The 22,790-nt window shown below is 64.2% G+C and carries 22 protein-coding genes; 11 read left to right on the forward strand and 11 right to left on the reverse strand.

Annotation, left to right across the window (positions count from 1 at the left end; all coding sequences use genetic code 11):
• Positions 1-55 precede the first annotated feature (55 nt).
• From HMPREF2757_RS07295 to HMPREF2757_RS07305, 3 genes are all read right to left on the reverse strand, one after another.
• Complete coding sequence (locus HMPREF2757_RS07295) at positions 56-1,042, reverse strand: IS481 family transposase (protein ID WP_070574731.1); 987 nt, start codon at positions 1,040-1,042, stop codon at positions 56-58.
• 86 nt (positions 1,043-1,128) lie between these two features.
• On the reverse strand, positions 1,129-1,782 hold the full coding sequence (locus tag HMPREF2757_RS07300) for an NAD(P)-dependent oxidoreductase (RefSeq protein ID WP_070574732.1): 654 nt from the start codon (positions 1,780-1,782) through the stop codon (positions 1,129-1,131).
• Positions 1,779-2,678: an EamA family transporter gene (locus HMPREF2757_RS07305; protein WP_070574733.1), complete on the reverse strand. Its 900-nt coding sequence runs from the start codon at positions 2,676-2,678 to the stop codon at positions 1,779-1,781. Before HMPREF2757_RS07305 ends, HMPREF2757_RS07300 begins: the two co-directional genes overlap by 4 nt.
• Positions 2,679-2,757: 79 nt before the next feature.
• Between HMPREF2757_RS07305 and HMPREF2757_RS07310 the strand changes: the two genes are divergently transcribed.
• A complete protein-coding gene (locus HMPREF2757_RS07310; RefSeq protein ID WP_218079082.1) occupies positions 2,758-3,651 on the forward strand; it encodes a LysR family transcriptional regulator in 894 nt (297 codons plus the stop codon).
• 183 nt (positions 3,652-3,834) lie between these two features.
• Here HMPREF2757_RS07310 and HMPREF2757_RS07315 read toward each other — a convergent pair whose 3' ends face one another.
• The 4 genes from HMPREF2757_RS07315 to HMPREF2757_RS07330 all read right to left on the reverse strand — a co-directional run bounded on the left by HMPREF2757_RS07315 (position 3,835) and on the right by HMPREF2757_RS07330 (position 5,929).
• Positions 3,835-4,344, reverse strand: coding sequence for a DUF456 domain-containing protein (locus tag HMPREF2757_RS07315; protein WP_070574737.1), 510 nt, complete (start codon positions 4,342-4,344; stop codon positions 3,835-3,837).
• Positions 4,331-5,179, reverse strand: coding sequence for a DUF3027 domain-containing protein (locus tag HMPREF2757_RS07320; protein ID WP_070574739.1), 849 nt, complete (start codon positions 5,177-5,179; stop codon positions 4,331-4,333). The genes HMPREF2757_RS07315 and HMPREF2757_RS07320 overlap by 14 nt, the downstream gene beginning before the upstream one ends.
• A complete protein-coding gene (locus HMPREF2757_RS07325) occupies positions 5,179-5,547 on the reverse strand; it encodes a cold-shock protein (protein WP_070574741.1) in 369 nt (122 codons plus the stop codon). Before HMPREF2757_RS07325 ends, HMPREF2757_RS07320 begins: the two co-directional genes overlap by 1 nt.
• A gap of 160 nt (positions 5,548-5,707) precedes the next feature.
• Complete coding sequence (locus tag HMPREF2757_RS07330) at positions 5,708-5,929, reverse strand: LPXTG cell wall anchor domain-containing protein (protein ID WP_070574743.1); 222 nt, start codon at positions 5,927-5,929, stop codon at positions 5,708-5,710.
• An 88-nt stretch (positions 5,930-6,017) separates the two neighbouring features.
• Here HMPREF2757_RS07330 and HMPREF2757_RS07335 point away from each other — a divergent pair, with 88 nt between their 5' ends.
• Together HMPREF2757_RS07335 and HMPREF2757_RS07340 are read left to right on the forward strand one after the other, a co-directional pair.
• Complete coding sequence (locus HMPREF2757_RS07335; RefSeq protein WP_070574745.1) at positions 6,018-8,174, forward strand: helicase-associated domain-containing protein; 2,157 nt, start codon at positions 6,018-6,020, stop codon at positions 8,172-8,174.
• A complete protein-coding gene (locus HMPREF2757_RS07340; protein ID WP_070574747.1) occupies positions 8,171-9,901 on the forward strand; it encodes a DNA repair helicase XPB in 1,731 nt (576 codons plus the stop codon). Before HMPREF2757_RS07335 ends, HMPREF2757_RS07340 begins: the two co-directional genes overlap by 4 nt.
• Positions 9,902-9,937: 36 nt before the next feature.
• Here HMPREF2757_RS07340 and HMPREF2757_RS07345 read toward each other — a convergent pair whose 3' ends face one another.
• Positions 9,938-10,927, reverse strand: a complete 990-nt coding sequence (locus tag HMPREF2757_RS07345) for an EamA family transporter (protein WP_256278290.1) — start codon at positions 10,925-10,927, stop codon at positions 9,938-9,940.
• Positions 10,928-11,080: 153 nt separating this feature from the next.
• On the opposite strand from HMPREF2757_RS07345, the gene HMPREF2757_RS07350 reads away from it, so the two are divergent.
• From HMPREF2757_RS07350 to HMPREF2757_RS07385, 8 genes are all read left to right on the forward strand, one after another.
• Positions 11,081-12,694 (forward strand): FMN-binding glutamate synthase family protein, encoded by a 1,614-nt coding sequence (locus tag HMPREF2757_RS07350; protein WP_070574748.1) that lies wholly within the window; start codon positions 11,081-11,083, stop codon positions 12,692-12,694.
• A gap of 193 nt (positions 12,695-12,887) precedes the next feature.
• The gene (locus tag HMPREF2757_RS07355; protein ID WP_070574750.1) at positions 12,888-13,658 is read left to right on the forward strand and encodes a response regulator transcription factor; all 771 of its coding nucleotides are present in this window, start codon (positions 12,888-12,890) and stop codon (positions 13,656-13,658) included.
• 63 nt (positions 13,659-13,721) lie between these two features.
• On the forward strand, positions 13,722-15,599 hold the full coding sequence (locus tag HMPREF2757_RS07360; RefSeq protein ID WP_070575332.1) for an ATP-binding protein: 1,878 nt from the start codon (positions 13,722-13,724) through the stop codon (positions 15,597-15,599).
• 521 nt (positions 15,600-16,120) lie between these two features.
• Positions 16,121-17,320, forward strand: coding sequence for a S1C family serine protease (locus HMPREF2757_RS11475; RefSeq protein WP_070777476.1), 1,200 nt, complete (start codon positions 16,121-16,123; stop codon positions 17,318-17,320).
• Between the two features lie 154 nt (positions 17,321-17,474).
• On the forward strand, positions 17,475-17,765 hold the full coding sequence (locus HMPREF2757_RS07370; protein WP_070574754.1) for a WXG100 family type VII secretion target: 291 nt from the start codon (positions 17,475-17,477) through the stop codon (positions 17,763-17,765).
• 150 nt (positions 17,766-17,915) lie between these two features.
• Positions 17,916-18,713: a PspA/IM30 family protein gene (locus HMPREF2757_RS07375; protein WP_070574756.1), complete on the forward strand. Its 798-nt coding sequence runs from the start codon at positions 17,916-17,918 to the stop codon at positions 18,711-18,713.
• A 55-nt stretch (positions 18,714-18,768) separates the two neighbouring features.
• Complete coding sequence (gene htpX / locus HMPREF2757_RS07380; protein WP_070574758.1) at positions 18,769-19,671, forward strand: zinc metalloprotease HtpX; 903 nt, start codon at positions 18,769-18,771, stop codon at positions 19,669-19,671.
• A 6-nt stretch (positions 19,672-19,677) separates the two neighbouring features.
• Positions 19,678-20,253, forward strand: coding sequence for a PspA-associated protein PspAB (locus tag HMPREF2757_RS07385; RefSeq protein WP_070574759.1), 576 nt, complete (start codon positions 19,678-19,680; stop codon positions 20,251-20,253).
• Between the two features lie 66 nt (positions 20,254-20,319).
• Here HMPREF2757_RS07385 and HMPREF2757_RS07390 read toward each other — a convergent pair whose 3' ends face one another.
• The 3 genes from HMPREF2757_RS07390 to HMPREF2757_RS07400 form a co-directional block, all read right to left on the reverse strand.
• Entirely contained in the window at positions 20,320-20,538 is a 219-nt protein-coding gene (locus HMPREF2757_RS07390) for an RNA-binding S4 domain-containing protein (RefSeq protein ID WP_070574761.1), read from the reverse strand.
• Positions 20,539-20,569: 31 nt separating this feature from the next.
• Positions 20,570-21,379 (reverse strand): hypothetical protein, encoded by an 810-nt coding sequence (locus HMPREF2757_RS07395; protein WP_070574763.1) that lies wholly within the window; start codon positions 21,377-21,379, stop codon positions 20,570-20,572.
• Positions 21,380-21,523: 144 nt separating this feature from the next.
• The gene (locus tag HMPREF2757_RS07400) at positions 21,524-22,720 is read right to left on the reverse strand and encodes an MFS transporter (RefSeq protein WP_070574765.1); all 1,197 of its coding nucleotides are present in this window, start codon (positions 22,718-22,720) and stop codon (positions 21,524-21,526) included.
• Positions 22,721-22,790 lie beyond the last annotated feature (70 nt).

The following is a 22,790-nucleotide window of genomic DNA, read 5'->3' on the forward strand; positions in this document are numbered from 1 at the left end:
TGCAATCTAGTCGGAATACTGAGGCAAAAACGCACGGATCGCCTCGTTTTGTCGACTAGATGTACTGACCGGGTACGTTGGTCAAGCGTGAGAAGGGCGGCTGGTTCCCGCAAGCGGTGTGGGGCCGGTGGTGGTTGTAGTAGTGCAGCCAGCCGTCGAGTTCTCCGCGGCGTTCGGTCTCGCTGGTGTAGCAGCGGGCGTAGGCCCAGCCGTCGGCCAGGGTGCGGTGGAAGCGTTCGATCTTCCCGTTGGTCTGCGGCCGATAGGGCCTGGTGCGCTTGTGCCGGATGCCGAGCTCGTGGCAGGTGTCTCGCCACAGGTGTGAGCGGTACGCGCCGCCGTTGTCGGACAGGACCCGCTCAACGGTCACCCCGCGTGCGTTGAACCACTCGACGGCCCGAACGAGGACCGCGGTGGCGGTGAGGGCGGTTTCGTCGTCGTGGATCTCGGCGTAGGCGACGCGGGAATGGTCGTCGATGACGGTGTGGACGTAGGCCTTGCCCATCAACGGGTCGCTGTACTTGTTCTTGGGCTTGCCCGGGGTGGCGGCGCGGTTCTTCTCGCCCTGCTGGCGGCCGACGTAGCGCCAGCCGCCGCCGTCGGGGATGTTGCCGAGCTTCTTCACGTCGACGTGCAGCATCGCCCCGGGGTGGCCGTGCTCGTAGCGGCGGACCGGCTCCCCGGTTGTCCGGTCGACATGCGAAAGCCGGTTCAGGTGCGCGTCGACGAGGATCCGGTGAACCGTCGACGGAGCGATCCCCAGCCGGCAAGCGAGCTGCACGGGTCCTTCTCGAAGACGGAGACGGAGCTGGATGCAGCGCTTCGTCGTCTTCGCGTTGGTCTTGTTCGGCGAGTGATGCGGCCGTGACGAGCGGTCCTGCATCGACTGGCCGGCGCGATAGCGGTCGGCCCAGCGCTTCACAGTGGGCCAGGAAACCTGGAACCGGGCGGCGACCTCGCTGATCGGCCAGCCCTGGTCGACCACGAGCTGGCCGACGATCAAGCGGTGGCGCGGGGTCAGTGCTGCGTTGGCGTGGAGCAAGAGCGTCCCCTTGGAATAGACGGAGGGGGCCGATAGCTCGACCCCCTCACGGTTGTTAGCGTGGGTTCCTCTGTGGACCGCTGGCCCTAGGCCAGACCCTTTGCCAGCTCGATGGCGGTGAAGTGATGTACGGCGCTGGGCTGCTCGAGCTCGTCGAGCACCGCTAGGGCCAGGTCCGCAGGGGTGATCCGCGACGTGCCATCGTGGTTGATGAGGAGCGTGTCACCGCTACGGCGATAGGCGCCGGTTCCCTGTCCGGGCTCGAAGACTGCCGACGGACTCAGATAGATCCAGTTCTGGTTCGGATGTTCGGTACACGCGTTGAACTGGTCGAGGCTGGCCAACGCGACGTCACGCCACTGGGTCGGCACGAAGGCGGGGTCGTCCAGGACGAGCAACTCTCGATCGTGAGGTGAGCGCAAGGGCGCTGCTCCTCCCACGACCAAGACCCGGACCCCCGCGACGGCGGCGTGGTCGAGGACACGGCTGGTCAGCGGAGCCACACGGCTTTCGTCGCCGGGGGCCATGCGCACGGTGAGCACGACGGCGTCTGCGTCGTTCAGGACGGGCTGCAAGGGTGCCTCGAGGTCTGTCAGATCGAGACGAGTGACGGTGGTATGCGGGTCGTTGGTCTCCTGTGGGTTCCGCGATACGGCAGTGACGTGGTGGCCGCGGCGTGTGGCCTCCTGCGCGATCGCTGCGCCGGCCATGCCGGTGGCTCCGAGAACCGTGATGTTCATGAATTGTCCTTTCGACGATGGGTGGGTGCGGGGAGCTGGCCACAGACCATGGCGGCCAGGGCGATCGCGAAGCCGAGGTACTGCTCGGCTCCGAGGTGTTCGTGCGCGATCAGGACGCCGAGCAGGGCGGCGACCAACGGCGAGAGAAGTCCCAGGAGGGCTGTGGACGTGACGGGCAGGCGTCGGATGCCGGTGAACCAGAGGCTGTAAGAGATTAGTGCCCCGACCAGGCCGAGCCAGGCGTACCCAAGCCAGCCACGACCGGAAATCACTGCCGGTGGCCCCTCCACCAGCAGCGCCGGGATCGCCAGCAGAAGGCCGGCGGCCGTCAGCTGCCAACCGGCCAATGCGATGGGCGAGACACCTTGGGGGAGCTTCCACTTCTTGGTCAGGACCACGCCCGTGGCCATGGCCCCTGTGCCACCGAGTCCTGCAGCCACACCCACCGGGTCCAGGGCGGCGCTCGGCCCAAGGACCACGAGAGCCACTCCCACGACACCCACGACACCCCATCCCAGGCGCCAGCCGGAGAGTTGCTCGTGGAGGACAGCCACGGCCAGCAGGGCAACGATGATGGGCTGCACCGCACCCAGCGTGGCCGCGACCCCGCCCGGAAGACGCTGCGCCGACAAGAACAGCAGGGGGAAGAACGCGGCCATGTTCAGACCGCCCAACACGAAGCTCTTCCACCACCACGAGCCGCGCGGCAGCTGCCTCGACAGGCCCACCGCGATGATCCCTGCCGGCAGCGTCCTCATGAACGCGGCGAACAAGGGGTGTCCGGCTGGGAGGAGGTGGGTGGTCACGATGTACGTTGTCCCCCACGTAGCGGGGGCCAGCGCCGTCAGACAGGTCCACAGCAACGAACTGCGGGCCCCATGGGAAGAAGTGTTCATAGATCCATTGTCAGTCGCCCACCAGCGGTGAGTCCAACACATTGTTCTCACTCAAACAATGACCTACAATCATGGTTTAGTGGAACTCCAACAGCTCAGGTACGTCGTGGCGATCGCCGAGGAGCGCAACTTCACGCGAGCAGCAGAACGCTGCTTCGTCGTGCAATCAGCACTGAGCCACCAGATCAAGGCCCTCGAACAGGAACTCGGCACGGCACTGTTCGTGCGCTCATCCCGTCGGGTGGAGCTGACCGCCGCCGGCGAAGCCTTCCTCACGGAAGCACGCGCCAGCCTCGCAGCCGCCGACCGTGCCGTGGCGGTCGCTGCCGAGGCCGTGGGCCAGGTCCGCGGAAGCCTATCGGTAGGTGTCATCCCGACGGTCACAGCCGTCAGCGTGCCCGACATCATCGCGGCCTTCCACGCCAGCCATCCCCACGTGGACCTCACCGTGCGGGGCGGGGGAAGCAATGAGTTCATGCGCGACCTCGGCAACGGGAGACTCGACGTGGCCTTTCTCGGCATGGACGCCGACGTCGCCCCAGCGTCCGGACTCGCCGCGCACGAGATCGCCCGAGGGCGTCTCGTCGCCGTCATGGCGTCACAACACCGGCTAGCGCACACGGGCACCCTGGCCCTGGCTGACTTGGTCGACGAGACGTTCATCGACTTCCCGGCCGGGTCACCAGGCAGACTCCAAGGCGATCGGGCATTCGCTGCCGCAGGCCTTCAGCGCCGCGTGGGCTTCGAGGCGATGTCGACCGAGTTCATGCTCGCCCTCGTCGAACGTGGGTTGGGCGTCTGCCTGCTGCCCGTCGAATGTGTGCCGGCTAACCCAGCGCTGCGAGCAGTTCCCGTGGCCGATGGACCCTGCCGGGCCGAGTACGTCGCGTGGGGCTCTTTCAATCCGAGCCCCGCGTCTCGGGCGTTCATCGAACAGGTCAAGGAATCAATCGCCCTGCACATGGTCGGCTGATGCCGGTCCCATCGATCAACGTCTCCGGTCCGTACAACTAGACGGCAGAGTAACTTTTGGCGGCCGGGAGGGCTAAGGGGACGAGGTGCCGGCGGGGTAAGGACGGGCCACTCACCCCAGCGAGGTGCCGGCAAGGTTGCGAACGCTCCACCGGCTGGGCCACACGCCACACCCGACCGCGGCTCACACAGTGGTGAAGTGCAGGAAAACACCCATTGTCAGCGCGATGAAAGCCGCACCGGCGCACAGGAGTTCAATGCCCAGGCCAATGCCGACGGCAACGAGGGTGCCCTTCGTGGTTGCGAGAGCTTCACGCGCCGTTGAGTGCCGCACCCATTCGGCAATGAACAGGCCGACGACAAAGCCGATGAGCAGCCCCGGCCCCGGCAGCGCGAACATGCCGACAACAGCGCTGAGCGCGGCTATCGCGATCACACGGTTGGGCACCTCGAGCTTTTTCAGCCGATTGCCCGTCAACACCCACGAGGCCGCTATGCCGATGATCGTCAGAAGGATCCCGCCTGCAGCACCCGACCAGCCCATAGTGGAGTTCACCGCAACACCCCAGCCGATCAGCACAAACAGATTCAGAATCGAACCCGGAATCACCGGCACGATAATGCCCGCGCACCCGATCACCAGGCCGACATAGGCGATGACAGTGGCCCAGACCTGAGCGTCAGTGCTCAGCATTATGGCCTTCGTGTTCGGCATCGGCAGCCGAGGTGTCGCCGCCCTTATCAGCAACCTCGCCGCCGACCATTTCGAAGTCTTCGGCGCGGTCGTCGATAACGGGTTCGGCAGTGTCATCGTGTTTGCGGACATCGGTTTCTGAGTGCGCTCCGCAGCCGTTGTTCAGGGAAACCACGCGCCCGTCAAACGGTGATGCGGCGTTGGCGCACAGGCCGAACTGGGTGCGCACAGAGCCAGCGATGGGCATGAGGAAACCGCAGGTGCGGCATTTGGCAGACGCTTCGGAAGCGTATTCGGAGTCCGGGCCGGAATCGGATTCCGCCCAGCGGGCAGCCGCCGCTGCGATCCCATCGCGCGACAGCACGCGCTTGCGTCCCAGGCCGAACTCAAAATTGGGGATCTGGTCGATGTCGTCCTCGACTTCGACCTTGACCTGCTCCAAACCCAGTTCGAGGTTCGGATCGTCTTCGTCTTTCGGCAGAACGTCGCGAGCGCCGATGTCGGAGGGGCGCAGCCTGTCTCTCCACGGCACCCAGTCGGGTGCGACCAGTGCGTCTTCGCCGGGCAGCAGAGCGGTTTCGGACACCGTGACGCGCTCCGAGCCCGGTGCCAGTGCGAGGATCGCCGTCCAATACCAGCCCGGGTAGCCCGGGGTGCGGCACTGAAAGATGTGGGAAGCCGCGTAGGCGCCTTCGGCCACCACGCCCAGGTGCTCGCCGATGGACGATTCGTCGGTCATGTCGGCAATCGCTGTGCGCGCGGTGTCGACCGCCTGGGCCAAGATCGGGTTGATCTCCCCCAGCGCGGCTCTCCATTCGGCGTAGCAGCTGGTCATCAGCCCTCCAGGTCGTCGGCAACGTGGCGCAGGACCTCGGCGACTTTTGCGGAGAATTCCGCGTCCGGGTAGCGGCCCTGTCGCAGTCCAGCCAGTGTGTCATCGAGCATTGTGATGACGTCTTCAATCATATCTGCCGTCTTGTCCGGGTTGGGACGCACGCGCGGAGGGGCGTCCAGCAGGCGGGCCCGCAGCACCTGACGGCCTCGGCGGGAGTCCACGATGTCGAAGTCCAGACGAGACCCTTTGTGCACCGTCACGCCGTCGGGCAGCGACGACGAGTGCATAAAGAACTCTTCACCGTCGTCACCGGTGACGAAGCCGAATCCCTTGTCCGGGTCAAACCACTTCACGCGTCCTGTGGGCATTGTCAGTCCTTTTCTCAGCGCACTTTCGTGCGGGTCTGTTGGGGTGTATGCGGGCCGGAGCTTACGAGGCGCCGGTTCGGTCCGCTTGTATGTTGGGGTGCGCCTGGGATCAGCGAGCGCTGTATCCGCGGGGCGTTCCTGCCTGGTCTAGGTGTGTGCTCTAGGTGCGGCGGCGGAAGAACGCGCTTGTCAGCCACGCCAGGAACAGGATGAACGATGCGCTCGGGGCAATCATTCCCACCCAGGTCAGCACTTTCGAGGGATGCCCCACGGTGAGGCCTTGGACAATCACCACGACCAGTGCGATGGCGCCCAGGAGCATGAGCACAAGCGCGGCGATCAGCGTCCACGATGTGCGCTGCTCGTTCGTGCTGGGTGTCACTGTGGGCCTTTCGGTGTTGTGTCTCTGCCGACGGGTGAACCACCCATTCTAGCCGCCTGTTTTTCGGGTGCCGTCTAGACTCGGAGGGATGAAGGGCTTTCAGACTTTCACCGGTTGGCTGGGCAGTGCTCCTGCCGACTGGTTTGCGGATTTTGTCCGCACTCGGCGCGATCTGGTTCGATCCGATACGGCAGCGCTCAGCCGCCTGGCCGGTTCGGCCGCCACTCGCAAAGGGATGGCCGTTGCCCTGGAAGCGCTCAACGCCGATGAGCTGCAGGCGGCTCTGCGCGCAGCGAAGGCGGCGCGTGTTGATCCCGTTGTTCCCCGTGGGGAACTCAACGCCGGTTCGGATGTTCTCAGCCGTCTGGTTCTTCTGGGCCTGCTGTGGCCAGCACGTGCTGGAAGCACAGGGGAGGCTGAACAGAGCGACCCGGGCGATGCCGAGTCCTTCGGCTTCCAGTCCGAGGCAATTGCCCTGCTTCCCACTTCCGCGGCAGAATCCGCCCACCCGCCGGAGTGGACGGAGTACACCCAGCCGAATGAACCCGTCCTCACCCCTATTCCCGAGTCTGTTGCCCGCAACGCCCAGGCGGCTGCTGCCGGGGCTGCAGGCGGCACAATCGCGGCTGCTGTGCGCGCAATCGAAGCGGACCCGCCCAGCCAGCTGATGTCCGGCGGTGTCGGCAAACGCGATGTGCAGCGGCTGTCATCGGCCCTTGACCTCGAATACGCGCAGACGATCTTCGTGCTCGAACTGTGTGGTTCTCTCAACCTCGTCGGCGTCGACAGCTCCAACATCGACCCCGTGTGGCTGCCCACCGCCGAATACGACGTCCTCAAGCGCACCGACCGCGGCAGCCTGCACGCAGCACTCGTGCGCGCCTGGCTGCGCATGGGCGAAGACATCACCCACATCGCCGCCGGTCACACCCCTCGCGGTGACCGCGTGCACCCGCTTAACTCCGTTGTCAAACCCACCACCGCCAACCCCTACGGCGGCCACCCCTCGGCCCTGCCGCCAGTCCGCTCAACCCGCTTCCGCCTGCTGCGGGCCCTGCACTCGCTGGAATCACTGCTGCCCCAGCACGACTGGGGCACCGCTGCCGGGACCTCGGCAGACTCCGGCACCTCGACCGCTCTGAGCATCCGGCTTGCCGACCTCACGGCGGCACTCCGGTGGCGCTATCCCCTGGCACCCGCGTTCAACCGCGACACCCTCGCCCAAATGCTGACCGAAGCGGAGTTCCTCGGACTTGTCGCCACACCCCTGAGCGCCCCCGATTCCTACGGGCTGACCCCTTTGGGCCGCGCACTGGCCGAACACCTGGATGCGTCCCTGCCCGCGGCAGCCCAGCCGCTGGACTACGCGGGATCAGCAGCCACTGTGCCAGCCGACTTCCCCGAAACAGTTGGGCAGCTCCTGCCGGACTACGCCGTAAGCGTCGTCATCCAGTCCGACCTCACCGCCGTGGCCACCGGCCCCGTCCACCCGGACCTGGCACAGAAACTCGATTCGATTGCAGACATAGAAACCCGCGGCCAGGGAACCGTATACCGATTCACCGAAAAGAGCATCGAGCGGGCCCTGCACGCGGGGCTGAACCGCACAGACATCGTCGACACTCTGCGCGCATGCTCCTCGACCGGAGTGCCGCAGCCGCTGGAATTCCTCATCGACGGGGTCGCCTCCCGGCTCAACCGCGTGCAGGTGGCAGGCGCTCGCGGCGCCGTCATCGTCGACGACCCCGACGAACTCGACGCCATGCTGGCCGACCCGCTGCTCACCCCGGCCCAGCTGACCCGTGTGGCGCCCACCGTCGCGCTGTCCGGCATCAGCTCCGACCGCCTGCGCGTCCTGCTGGAAGGCGCGGGCACATCGACCCTGACCGAAGCCCCCTCAGCACAGCCGCGGCGCGCCCCCAGACAAACCGCGCCAGCCGTCACCCGGCGCACCGCCCGCATTGCAGATGCCGACCTCGACCGCTACATTGCCGGAGTTCGCAGCACAGCAGAAGCGACCGAGGGCGACCCGGCATCCACCTCGGGCATTCTGCGCAGCGCCATCGACCGGCAGCAGAGCGTCACCGTCACACTCGCCCGCGCCGACGGCAGCAGCACCACCATCACTCTGACCCCAACGGCAATCACCGGCGGGCGAGTGCGCGGAATCCGCAACGGCAGCGAAATCGCAGCCTCACTGTCGCGGATCATCAGCGTCTCCCCCGCCGAGGAAGGCACACAGTGACAGGCCCCCTCGTCGTCCAGTCCGACAGCACAATCCTGCTGGAATCAGGCCATCCCGACGCCGCCGAAGCCGCAGCGGCAATCGCCCCGTTCGCCCAGCTGGCGCGCACGCCCGAATACATTCACACGTACACCATCACGCCGCTGGGACTGTGGAATGCCCGCGCTTCCGGCCATGATGCCGAATCCGTCATCGACACCCTGCTCGAATACGCCAAATACCCCGTCCCTCACGAACTGCTGCTGGAGATCGTCGATCTCATGGACCGCTTCGGGGTGCTGGTGCTGACCAGTTCGCCGGTGCACGGTCTGGTGCTCGAATCCTCAGACACCGCACTGTTGGACAACCTGGCCGAACAGCCCGAGCTCCAGGGCATCTTCGGCACCCGGATCGACCCCGGCACCATCGAGGTGTACCCCTCCGAACGCGGCGAACTGAAGTTCCGCCTGCTCAAACTGGGCCACCCGGTGGCCGACCACGCCGGCTACGTCGACGGTGAGGCACACACCATCGAACTGAACTACCACGAGGCGCCGTCAGGGGCCGCTGGTTCCCCCGACTCCCGTGAGGGGTCGGGAGGCTCCGGTGAGGCTCATGAGAGCGCAGGTGCCGCCGGTGGCCCTTCTGGTGGCGAAGAGTGGCGCCTGCGGCCCTATCAAGAAGACGCTGTGCAGACGTTTATGCGCGGTGAATCCGGTGTTGTCGTCCTGCCCTGCGGTGCGGGCAAAACAATCGTGGGCGCAGCGACGATGGCGCAGGTGCGCACCACCACTCTCATCCTGGTGACCAATTCGGTGTCCGCCAAGCAGTGGAAGGCCGAACTGCTGCGGCGCACCAACCTGACAGAAGACGAAATCGGCGAATACTCCGGGGCGGTCAAAGAGATCCGGCCTGTCACCATCGCCACCTACCAGGTGCTCACCACCCGCCGCAAAGGCTCCTACCTGCACCTGGAGCTGCTCGACGCCCGTGACTGGGGCCTGGTCATCTACGACGAAGTCCACCTGCTGCCGGCACCCGTCTTCCGCCTGACCGCGGGCCTGCAGGCGCGCCGCCGCCTGGGACTGACTGCGACGCTCGTGCGCGAGGACGGCCGTGAAGACGAGGTATTCAGCCTCATCGGCCCCAAGCAGTTCGAAGTTCCGTGGAAGGAAATCGAAGCCGCCGGCTACATCGCCACCGCCCACTGCGAAGAAGTGCGGGTCCGCCTGGACCGTTCAACCCGAGTGGCCTATGCCAGTGCCGAAGGCGAAGACCGCTACCGGCTGGCCGCCACCAGCGATGTCAAACTTCCCGTGGTTCGCCGCTTGGTGGAGAATCACCGTGATCAGCAGGTGCTCGTCATCGGCCAGTACCTCGATCAGCTGGAAGAACTCGGCGAAGAGCTGAACGCGCCCGTGCTGACGGGCAAAACCGGCGAAGCAGAACGCGAAAGACTCTACGAAGCGTTCCGCACGGGCGAAATCTCGGTGCTCGTGGTGTCAAAGGTCGCCAACTTCTCCGTCGACCTGCCAGAGGCCTCCGTCGCCATCCAGGTGTCAGGGTCCTTCGGCTCACGCCAGGAAGAAGCACAGCGGCTCGGGCGGATCCTGCGGCCCAAGGAAAGCCGCCAAGCGGCATCGTTCTACACCGTCGTGGCAGCCGAAACGGTCGACGAGCAGTTCGCCGGCCACCGCCGGAGGTTCCTCACAGAACAGGGCTACAGCTACACCATCAGCAATGCCTGAAGCCACCGCGCTGTCCACCTGACCAGAGCAGAGCCGTCAGCTCTCCGGGGCCTCTTCTTCGACGACCAAGTGAATTTCCGCGGTTTCCGGGTGAACGTTCGTCCGGGCAATCACTCGGCGGCGCTCCTGTCGCTTCTCGCCGAGCTTGACGAAGACCACGCCGATGAGCACAAAAACACCGCCGATGGCCTGAACGGCAACGGGAAGGTCGCCCAGCAGAATCCAGGCCATGACCACCGACATCGGAACCTCAATCAGGTTCATGAAGCTTGAAATGGTCGAACCGATGTAGCGCACGCCCACAACCGCCGTGGTGTAGGCCCCACCTGTGCACAGCAGCAGAGCCAGCGCAACCGCCCACCAGGGAAGGACGGTGCCGTTGGCGTCGAGATCCTGCGTGGTCATACCTGCCGGGATGAGGCCCACCGCTGTGATGAGAGCGACTACAACAGCGCCGATGCCCATTGTGATGCAGATGAGAGTCACCGACGGAAAGCTGAGATCGGCCTTGGCGGACATGACGAAGAACGCGGCCAGGCACACCGCAGCGGACAGAGCGAAGAACACACCCAGCAGATCAACGGAAGAACCGCGCGGATCCAGGATGATGAGCAGGCCCACCGCCGCGGCGACAATGCCGATGAACGTCAGAGTGGACGGGCGGAAGCGGGTGCTCGCCCACACCCACAGCACAATCATGAGCGGGGCGGTCATCTCCAGAAGCAGCGCAATAGGCGGGCTCATGCGCTCAATCGCCAAAAAGAACAGCAGCTGCACACCGGCCATGCAGACGACACCGTAGGTCAGCACGTACCAGCGGGCCTGCCACACTTCGCGCCAGCGGCCGCGCATCTGAATGAACATCGGAATCGCCAGCAGGAGGCAGCTTCCGGCCAGGCGCACAAACGTCACCGGCCCCGGAGTCCAGTCACCCGCATACATGAGCTTGCCCAAGGGTGCGCAGATGGCGAACAGAAAGCACGACACCAGCGTGATGAGCAGGCCGAGAATGAAGTTCCGATTCACCGAATCATCCTGGGGGCTGGCCCGAGTTGAAGTCAAGACGGGTGGAGGCCGCACTTCCCCGACATCACGCCTGAGAAGCCCCGCTGAGGTGCTGCCGAAATCGGCTCGGACTCGACGGGGTGAAAGTCACCGTCGGGCGGTAACGTTGTATCCATGTTTGCCATTCTCACGATCACAGCTGTCGCGCTGCTGTTCCTCGGCAGCATCGCACTGGCAATTCTTCACACTCTCTGGTGGCTCGTAGCCGTCGTCATCTTCGGGGCTCTGCTGGCGCTGGCGATCTACGACGTCGTCCAACCCCGACTAGCCGTGCTGCGCATCTACCCCCTGCTGGGCCACATGCGGTACCTCATGGAAGAGATCCGCCCCATGATCCAGCAGTACTTTGTGGAAAGGAACTGGGACGGTCGGCCCTACGACGCCGACGCCCGCGCCCTCATCTACGAACGCGCACGCGGCATCCACGCTGAAAAGTCCTTCGGAACGGAACTGGAAGTCCGCGACTCCGGCTACGAATACCTGCTGCACTCCGTTGTCCCCGGCAAGCGCCCCCAAGGCGAACACCGGGTGGTCATCGGCGGACCACAGTGTTCCCAGCCCTTCGACGTTTCGCTGCTGAACATCGCCTCCATGTCCTACGGTGCTCTGTCCGTCAACGCGGTGCGCGCCATGAACCGCGGGGCCCACAAGGGCGGATTCTTCCAGGAAAGCGGTGAGGGCGGCGTGACTCGCTACCACCTGGAATCCGGTGCGGACATCGTGTGGGAGTTCGGATCCGGCTACTTCGGCTGCCGCACTCCCGAAGGCAACTTCAACCCCGAAATGTTCGCCCAGAGGGTCGTCCACCCCCACATCAAGGGCGTGCTCATCAAACTGTCACAGGGCGCTAAACCCGGCCTCGGCGGTGTTCTGCCGGCTGAGAAGATCACGCCTGAAATCGTTGAGGCCCGCGGTGTAGTGCCCGGCAAAGACTGCATCTCCCCGCCATCGCACACGGCGTTCACAACTCCGACCGAACTCATGCAGTTCGTCGGTCAGCTGCGCGAACTGTCCGGCGGCAAGCCGATCGGCTTCAAACTGTGCGTGGGCCTGCGCACGGACGTTCTGGCAATCGTCAAGGCCATGCTGGAAACCGGCATCCTGCCGGACTTCATCGTGATTGACGGCTCCGAGGGCGGAACAGGCGCCGCCCCGCTGGAATACGAAGACCACGTGGGCACGCCGCTGACCGAGGGCCTCATCCTCATGCACAACGCGCTCGTGGGCGCGGGGCTTCGCAAACACATCAAGATCGGCGCAGCTGGCAAGATCGTCGCCGGCACCGACATCATCCGCCGCATTGCCCAGGGCGCTGACTACTGCCTGGCTGCGCGCGCCATGATGATGGCCACCGGCTGCATTCAGGCCCAGCGCTGCCACACCAACAAGTGCCCCACCGGCGTGGCCACTCAGAACCCGCGCCTGTACCGCGGGCTCGATGTCGATGACAAGGCCGAGCAGGTGTACCACTATCACAAGTCGACCGTTGCAGAAACAGCGCAGATGATAGCCACGATCGGCTTGGACAGTCCCGATCAGCTTCGCCCCTCGCACGTGTTCCGCCGCGTTTCGCAGTCGCGCACCGAGTCCTACGCCGAGGCCTATGACTGGCTGGAAGAAGGCGAACTTCTGGGCACACCGCGCCGCAGCTGGGCCGAAGACTGGAACCACGCCGACCCGCACCGGTTCGGCCCGCCCATTTCCGCTGGCTTCCGCGGGTCCGCCTAAGGCTGCCAGGGCTCGGAGTTTGAGAATCCTCTTAGACTCCGAGCCCTTTCTGTGTGCCGCGCTCTCAGCCTGGTCCACAGATGGGCCCCTGCATGCACAGCACTGAACGAATACGCACTCAATGTGACCCATGCAACAATGACATTCAGGCAGCTTCCAGCAAACATTCAGACTTGAAGAGCAGACTGATGGCATGACGACTCCCATCACCCCAGACCAGGACACGCAGGAAGTCGAAGCAACCCTGCTCGTTGTCGACGATGAACCCAATATTCGCGAACTGCTGTCCACCAGCCTCCGGTTTGCCGGCTTCGAAGTCATTTCGGCAGCCAACGGGGCCGAAGCCCTGCGCCTGGCCGAACAGCAGGTGCCGGACCTCCTGGTGCTCGACGTCATGCTCCCCGACATGGACGGGTTCACCGTCACCCGCCGTCTGCGCCAGTCCGGCCTCCACATTCCGGTGGTGTTCCTCACCGCCCGCGATGACACCTCGGACAAGATCACGGGCCTGACCGTCGGCGGTGACGACTATGTGACCAAGCCGTTCAGCCTCGAAGAGGTCGTCGCTCGCATCCGGGCAGTCCTGCGCCGTACCCACGCCGCAGAAGAAGAAGAGACCGCCGTCATCGAAGTCGGCGAACTCGAACTCGACGACGACACCCACGAAGTGCGCCGCGCGGGCATCCTCATCGACCTGTCCCCTACCGAATTCAAACTGCTGCGATACCTCATGCTCAACGCCAACCGCGTGCTGTCGAAATCGCAGATCCTCGACCACGTGTGGGAGTACGACTTCGGCGGCGACACCGGGATCGTGGAATCCTATATTTCGTATCTGCGCCGCAAGATCGACGTAGCCCCCAAGACAGACGAAGCCGGCAACCCCATCGACCTCGAATGGACTCCCATGATCCAGACCAAACGGGGCGTGGGATACATGCTGCGCACGACAGACTCCAAGTAAACATGCATCGACAAGGGGCGGGACCGACAGGCTCGCCCCTTTGCATTGGAAAGCACACTGACTTTGACCACCCCCGCTCAGCGCCGCTCATCACACGTCCTGTGGCAAGACTGGTCGCTCACCGGCAAGCTGCTGGCGATCATGATGACCCTCATGCTGCTCGTACTCACCGGCACGAGCGCATGGGTCCTTGAGAACCTTCGCGCATCGCTCATCGAGCGCACAGACCAGCGCCTGGTCACCACATCGCAGGCACTGGCCATCAAAGCTGCCGACGAAGTCATGACGCGCACCCCGCTGCAGAACACCTCGCAAGACCAGATCATCAGCTCAATGCTGCCGGGAACCTACTACGTGCAGTTCTACACGGCAGACGGCCGCAAAGCATATGACCCGGTCGCCCCCTCGGAGACCAACGTTCCCTACCTGCCGGAAGTCAACACGCAGACGGTTGCAGAGAACCGCAGCCAGCCATTCACCGTTCCCGGCAGCACGTCGCAGTGGCGGGTGCGCACCCTGCCGCTGAAGAACTCCGACATGCTCGTGGCGATCGCCCTTCCGTTTGACAAGGACATCGACGACATCAGCGAGTACGCCCGCAATACGATGATCGGCATCGGTGTACTGGCGCTGGCGATCGTCGGCGGCGTCGGCTATTTCGCCATCACAAACACCTTCCGGCCTCTGCGCGACATCGAAAAAACGGCCTCCCGCATTGCCGCCGGCGACCTCTCGCAGCGCGTGACTGAATACCCCAGCTCCACAGAGCTCGGGCGCCTGTCCAGTGCCCTGAACACCATGCTCGGGCACATTGAGGACTCCTTTGACGGGCGCAAAGCCTCCGAAAAGCGCATCCGACAATTCGTTTCGGACGCGTCCCACGAACTGCGCACACCGCTTGTCACCATCCGCGGCTACGCGGAGCTCTACCGGCAGGGTGCTGTGCAGAAGCCCGAAGACGTCGGCCAGATCATGGGCCGGATCGAAGCTGAGTCCATCCGCATGGGCGATCTCGTCGAAGACCTCGTGGTGCTTGCCCGGCTCGACAGCGAGCGCCGCGCTGAAATCGGTCCCGTAGACATGGCCGCCGCCGTCCGCGACACCGCAGCCGACACTGCCGCCCAGGCACCCCAGCGCGAAATCTCGTTCATAGGCCTCGACGGCGAAGACGCACCCGAACTTCCGCTCATCGAAGGCGCTGATTCCAAACTCCGACAAGTCGTCAGCAACCTGGCGGGCAATGCCCTGCGGCACACGGCGGACGATGTCGCAATCGACTTCGCCGTCGGAGTCGTAGATGTTCCCGAAAGCAGCGACGCTGCCGACAATACTGACGAAACAGCCAAGCAGTCCCGCGGTGCACTTGATTTCGTCACCGGGCCGGTCCGCATATTCAAACGCGACAGCAGCCGCACCGACGCCAAAACCCAGGGCAAGGGCCAAAGCAAGGCTCAGGACAAGGCCACAGCGAAAAACGGTGCGACAAACACGGCAAAAGCTCCGGAAAAGGCCCAGGCCAGCTCGGCAGGCCAGAAGACGAGCACTGCTGCAGACAACAGCGCAAGTGCGACTGCCGAGGCGCAGACGGCTGCCGGCGAACAGCCGCTGGCACCGCCGGGCACCGGGGGCATCATCGTTCCCGACATTCTCGAAGGATTCCCCGCGGGACGCGTGCGCATTGAAGTGCGCGACCACGGCGAGGGAATTGATCCTGAGATAGCTCCCCGAGTGTTCGAAAGGTTCTACCGTCTGGACTCATCCCGCGACCGCTCCACCGGCGGGTCCGGCTTGGGGCTGTCAATCGTCAAGGCGATAATCGACTCCCATAAGGGCGAAATCTCCGTCCACGAAACTCCCGGCGGCGGAGCAACGTTCCGCGTCGACCTGCCCATTCCGCCGGAGGGCGTGCTGCCTGAAACCACCAGAAAGGACCGCTCATGACCGATCCGCGCCACCCCGATAAGCCCAACGACGGCACGCACGGCACAGGCGAGCGCCCGCAGAACAGCAGCTCTCAACAGCCACCGCGAGTCGGCCAGCAGGGCCGGGCGAACCCAGGCAAGCCAGCGGGGCAGGCCCAACAGGAAAAGCCAGAACAGCCGTCCAAGCCGAATCAGCCGGCAGGGCCAGGGCGTCCGGCAGGGCAAGAACACCCGACAGGGGCAGCGGGGCCAGATCAACCAGCAGGGCAACAACGTCCGGCGGGGGCTGCAGCCCCCGCCGGACGACAGCCCGGAGGGCAGGCCGGAGGCTTTGGAAATCAACCGCCTGGGCCCGCCGGGCACCCGCAGCAGGGCCAGCAGCCGGGCAACCCGGCTCTGCCGCACGCCCCCGGGCCGAACCCTCGCGCCCACCACCCAAGCAGCCAGGCTCCTCACGCCCGGCAGCAAGTGGGCAGTCAAGTCCCTCCGCAGGCCACTCAGCATCCTCCGCATGCGGGACAGCAGCAGGGCAATCGACCTTTGCAGCCCACCCCTCAACCGGGCGGCCGTCCGCCTTTCGGCCCACAGGGGCCGCCTCCCGTCCCGCCGCGTCCGGCTCAGCCTCCTCGACGCGGGCCCGGCTGGGGAGCGCTCATCGCCACCGGCGTCATCGCGGCACTCATCGGCGGCGGCACGGCAGTGGGTGTCACCGCGGCAACAGGCGGAATCGGCGGCAGCCGCGATGGACATTCGGAAATCGAGACGTCAACCAGTGACCAGGAAGTCAAAACCGTCGACAGCCCCGACTGGACGGCGGTCGCTGCTGACGCGTCGAAGTCAGTCGTCTCGATCCAAGCCCGCGGTGCCGAAGGCGAAGCCCTCGGTTCGGGCTTCGTGTACAAGGACGACCACATTGTGACCAACAACCACGTGGTTGCCCCCGGCGATTCCGCACAGTCGCAGATCAGCGTGGTGTTCAGCAACGGGTCCTCCGTTGCCGCGAAAATCGTCGGACGCGACCCCATCACCGACATCGCGGTGCTGAAGCTGTCCACCAAGCCCGAGGGGCTGTCCCCTCTGCCGATCGGCGACAGCAGCGGCCTCACAGTCGGTGAGCCCGTAATGGCGCTGGGCAATCCACTCGGTCTTGCTGACACCGTCACCACAGGGATCGTGTCCGCGCTCAACCGTCCGGTCGCCACCCAGCAAAAGGGTTCCGGCGGCGAAGCGGACATTTCGACGATCACCAACGCCATTCAGGTCGATGCAGCCATCAACCCCGGAAACTCCGGCGGGCCGCTCATCAATGCGGCAGGCAAGTTCGTCGGCGTGAACTCGTCAATTGCCACCATGCCCACTTCCGAAGGAGAGCAGGCCGGGTCGATCGGCATCGGCTTCGCAATCCCCGCCACACAGGCGGTGTACATCGCCGATCAGCTCATCAGCTCAGGGAAGGCCAAACACGCCTACCTCGGCGTGAACATCACGTCGGGATCTGTGGAAAACGACGGGATCACGATGGGCGCAGCCGTCGTGTCAAAGGTTGAAGACGGCTCCCCCGCAGCCGCTGCAGGTGTGCGCAAGGACGACGCCATCGTCAAAGCCGGCGGCACCACCGTCAACTCCGCCATATCACTGCAGGCTCTTGTCCGAGCGCAGAAAGACGGGCAGGAACTGCCCTTGACGATCATCCGCGACGGCAAGACAAAAGAAGTCACCGTTTCACTCAAGGCCCGCTGAGCCGACCGCTTGCGGCACGGGCCACTTGCGCGCGAAAGGCTGTGGAGACACGGGACTGTTTCCACAGCCTTTCTTCTTGCCTTTTCCTGCCTTGGGTGCCCGGCGCATTCTCGTGATGACACCACCCGGTGCTCATCGACAAAGAAGGAGCCTCATGTCCACTATCAACATTGACGCCGAACGCATCACCCAAGCCGCTTCCAGCGCTTCGCACAGCGCAGCCAATCTGCACAGCGAAGTCGATCGGCTGATGCACCAGCTGCGCGCGCTCCAGGAATGTTGGACCGGCACAGCATCCGCCGGCTTCCAAACCGTGGTGGCCGACTGGCAGCAGGTGCAGACCAAAGTCCACGAATCGCTCACGGAAATTCAGAAAGCGCTGGCTCTTGCAGGCCAGCAGTATGCGGAGGTCGAGAGCGCCAACACCAAACTCTTCCGCGCCTGACCTTCCGGAGGCCTATCGACCGGACACAGGTTTCGCTGAATGCACAAAATCACGGTCCCGGCTGAGCAGAACTCGGGTTTTCTCAGCCGGGACCGTTAGGCTTGGGCAGAAGACATGCCAGGCAGTCACTGCAAGGAGTAATCTGCGCCCATGAGCATTATCCAGCGGATCAAGATGATCTTCGGCGCCAAGGCCAACAAGGCCCTCGACCGCGCTGAGAACCCCAATGAAACCCTCGACTACTCGTACCAGAAGCAGCTCGACCTGCTGCAGAAGGTCCGCCGCGGTGTTGCCGATGTCGCCACCAGCCGCAAACGCCTGGAACTGCAGATCAGCCAGCTTGAATCACAGTCAGCCAAACTGCAGGGCCAGGCCCAGAAGGCACTTGAAATGGGCCGTGAAGACCTCGCCCGCGAAGCCCTGACGCGCAAGTCCGGGCTGGCGCAGCAGATCGAAGACCTCCAGGCGCAGCACCAGAATCTGCAGGCGGAAGAGCAGAAGCTCACGCAGGCCTCCCAGCGTCTGCAGACTAAGGTCGAATCGTTCCGCACCCGCAAGGAAACCCTCAAAGCCAACTACAACGCCGCCGAAGCCCAGACCAAGGTCAGCGAAGCCTTCAGCGGGATTTCCGACGAATTCGGTGATGTCGGCCTGGCCATCCAGCGCGCAGAAGACAAGACCAACGAACTTCAGGCGCGTGCCGGGGCGATGAACGAACTGCTCGAAACCGGCGCGCTGGAAGACTTCAGCGGCACCGGCGGTGACGACATCGACCGTCAGCTGGCGGCCATGAGCTCCGACAACGACGTCGAAATGGAACTGCAGCGCATGCGCGAATCCCTTCCGGCGTCCAAGCCGCAGGGACAGCTCGAAGACGTTCAGGACGCAGAAGAAGCCGACCAGCCGACCGGCGCTTCGGCAGAAGAGAACAACACCCAGCAGGGCTGACACACAGCGCGGCGGGCCGGGACATCGGCCCGCCGCGCACACCAAGAGGAGCACAGTGGCCAGAAACAGGTTCGTCAAAGACCGCGGGCTGTCCATCCGCATGGGGTGGGCTATCTTTCTCAACGGCCTGATCTACGTCATCCTGATTCTGGCCATTTGGTGGATCCTGGGGCAGTCCCTGGGCGGTGTGGTGATCGCGCTGCTCATCAGCTTCGGCGCTTTCTTCTTCCAGTGGTACTCATCTGACAAACTCGCCATGCGCGCCATGGGCGCCTACGAAGTCTCTGCCGAACAAGCACCGGAACTGCACGCCATCGTCGACCGGCTGACTCAGCTGGCCGACTCTCCCAAACCGCGCGTCGCCTTCGCAGACACTCCCGTGCCCAACGCCTTTGCCACCGGCCGCTCGCCCCAGCACTCCGTCGTGTGCGTAACCCGCGGCCTGCTGGAAACTCTCGAACCGGCAGAAGTCGAAGTGGTGCTCGCCCACGAACTTGCCCACGTTGCCCACCGTGATGTCACCGTCATGACCGTCGCCGGAGTCACCGGCGTCGTCGCAGGCCTCATGGTTCGCTCCGGCATGTACGTCCGCTATGGCGGGCGCAACAACAACGGCGCGGCCGTCATGATCGCCATGATGCTGGTGGGAGCCGTCGTCTACGGCATCAGCTTTGTGCTCATCCGCACCCTCAGCCGGTACCGCGAACTGGCCGCTGACCGTGCCGCCGCCTATCTCACGGGGCAGCCGTCAACACTGGCCAGCGCTCTTATGAAGATCTCCGGTCAGATGACCAAGGTGCCTGACCAAGACCTGCGAGAAGCAGGGGCGGCCAATCACCTCGCACTCATTCCCGCCGTCAACGGAAAGTCCGTCAGCCAGCTGTTCTCCACCCACCCCAGCCTGGAGAAGCGCCTGGCCCAGCTGCAGGACATCGCCCGCAGCCTTTCACAGCGCTGAGGCCTCATGGGATTCTTCGACGCTCTGCTGGGACGCTCCAAGCCGGTCAAGCCAAACCTCGATGCTCTTTTCGGCCTGCCGCCGGCAGCACTGACCCTGGAGGCCGCAACCGACTACGCACCCACGGGTGTTGCGTCCGTGGCCTACCGCGCAGTTGAAGGCGGTGCATCTGCCGATGCTGTGCGCGAAGCATCGGCGCTCATAGCCAAAGATGCCGAACTAGAGGTCCGCACCGACCAGGACGACTATGGCTATTCGTGGCACGTATTGAGAAGCCCGGCACGGGACATCCCCGGTTTGGTGACGAACCTTCACGCCGTGAACAGCTCAATTGAAAACGCGGGATTCGGCCCCATGCTGCTGTGTTCGTCCCTGTACTTCAGCACGCCCGCCGGTGCGCGTGCCGCTCTGGTCTACCTGTACAAGCGCGGCACGTTCTACCCGTTTGTGCAGACGGGACCGCACCGCAGGGACAATGCAGAAGAGTTCAACATCAAAGCGGCAATCGGCGCGGAGCTCCGCTTTGAGGAGGACATCTCCAAGTGGTCTCCCCTGTGGGACGCGCCGGGTATGAACGACTGAGGTCGGCTGAGAGCTCAGCTGACACGCAGCGCTGGGCAAATGCGCCCGCTTGCCTGCGCGGCGGCCTCAGCCCCGTGTGATTGTGAATTCGACGTCGAGTGCGGGCACGGCTATGACATCGCCGACGTTGACGTTTGAGCTGCGTCGCGAATTGAGGTCGCCGTTGACGAACACCTGGCCGTCCTGAATGAGCTCTTTGGCCATGACTCCGTCTTCAACGAAGCCGGAGAGTTTGAGCACTTGACCCAGGCGAATGCTGTCGTCGCGAATCCAGACTTCTTCCACTGTTCTCCTTCTGCTGTCTGATATCAGTCAATCAGAAGCCGAAGTCGAAATCGCCCATGTCTGCGCCCATGTCTCCGCCCATGTCGCCGCCATCGCCGATACCGCCGTCAGCGGCCAGACCGTCCTGGTAGCCGTCGGCGTAGGAGCCGTCCCAAGCTCCCATGCCGCCCATCATCGGCCCCATGAGCATCGCACCCATGAGCACACCCGGAAGCATGCCGGAACCCGCGTAGTTCGAATAGTAGCCGCGGTTGTATTCGGCATAGGCCGGACCGGCTTCCCAGTAGGCTCTGCGCGACATTCCGTCTGCGAGCGTCACCTTGCGCACTGAGGGCTCGGCCCCGACTGCAACGCGCTCGGCGTCTGCGGCGCACACGGGAATCGGGCGCGGCTGTCCACCGGCAGGCGCCCAGTCGATGTCTTCAACACTGGGACCGTGCTGCGGATTGAAGAAGCACGGAGGGCGGCGAGTGGGCAGCGGTTTGCCTTCCACGCGGGCACGGACGCAGCTGGCGGCGTAGCGGCCGTCTTCCAGGGCTTCTGTCACGTGGCGGATGTCTTCGGGCCGGTTGACCTTGCTCAGAAGATCCTTTGCGAGGTCGTAGCAGCTGATTGCCTTTTGGTAGTCCTGCCGACCCCCGTCGCCGAGATCCACGCCGGCGGTTTCAAGATCAAGAGCCTGAACTTCTTCACCGAACTGCGTGACGTCTTCTTCTGACGCTTTGGCAACGATTGCCAGTTCGCTTTGCCGAGCTGCTTCTTCGTTCTTCTTGTTGCTGCGTGCGATGGCAAACGCCGCAGCACCTCCCACAACCAGAATGACGAGGAAAGCGAAGCCCATGAAAGTCCCTTCTCCGCGTGCGGTGTACGGGGCTCATTATGGTCACCGAATCTGCGAAGAAACTGAGCCTCACATCTGTGCCGCTCGTGTAGACAACAGAAAAACCGCGGGCGCAGACAGTGCACCCAACCAGAACGAGAACACTCACCATTGAACTCGGGTCCGCACTGGCCGAATCAATCCACCAAGCACACCCATGCCCGCGGCTGCTAAAAACGCTGCCTGCAAATCTGCAAGGTCAGCCAACCCGCCGAGGACAAAGGCTGACAGAGACTGGCCTGCAGCAATTGCCAGAAAGGCCAAGCCGACCCCCGTTGACGCTCGACCGCGATACAACCGGGTTCCCCAAACGAGCAGCACACCGGTTAAAGCGATGTAGACCGCACCGAACACGCCTGATGCCACCACTGCAACCACAGCGCTGTGGGGCCATAGCGCCCATACCACCGTTGCCCCGGAAAGTGCGATCATCAACACCCGCCACGCGGTCTGCAGAGATAGACGTGCCACCAGATCCCCAGCGGCTGCACCTGCCAACCCGCACACTCCCAGGACAATCCACGCTGCCGTGGTCAGACTCGGACCATGACCGCCAGCGTCCTGCAGCAGGGCCGGTCCGAACGTCCAACCGGCCGTGCTGGCTGCCCCCATGATCATTGACCCGCCAAGCAAAGCCCACGCGCCAGCGGGGAATAGACCGCGCCACTCGCCTTGACCCTCTGCACCTGCCGAGCGAGCTGCACCGATCGGGCCAGCGGGAACCGCCTTCCACGTCCAGAACGACACCACGGCGGCCGCCAAAGCAAAGGCCCACCAGCCTGCGCGCCAGTGCTCATGCGTGAGCAGAGCGACAGGACCTGAGACTGCCACGCCGAAACCGGTTCCGGCGTTTACCACGGTCTGGACTCGATCCTGCCGTCGCGCTGCAACATGGTCTGCGACCGCCCTGGCCAAAGGGGGTGAGGCCACGCCCGTACTGGACCCTGCGACAGTCACGCCTATTCCAAGCACCAGCGCTGAAGGTGCGGCAGCAATTGCAGCACAGCCAGCCGTCGCAAGCAGCCCAGCAGACACGGCGACCGTACGTGCGCCGAACCGTGCAGTCAGGGCAGTTGAGGCTGCTATACCGGCGCAGTAGGCGGCATAGCTGGCGGCTGCGATCACCCCAGAAGCCGTTGACCCGAGTTCAAGATCGTCCTGAAACGCAGGCAAATACAGTCCGTAGGCGAATCGGGCAAGCCCGTAGCAGACAGCTATGAGGCACGCTCCCGCAGCACCCAATGCAGCTGTTGAGCAAATGGAAAGAGGCTGCTTATCGCCCTCAGATTCTGCGACCTGCACCAAAGCGCAACTCCCTTCGTGCGAAGGTAGACAATTCGAGCCACCTTTACCGATCAGTGAAACTGATTCT

The sequence above is a fragment of the Brevibacterium sp. HMSC063G07 genome (genome assembly GCF_001810665.1).
Taxonomy (GTDB): domain Bacteria; phylum Actinomycetota; class Actinomycetes; order Actinomycetales; family Brevibacteriaceae; genus Brevibacterium.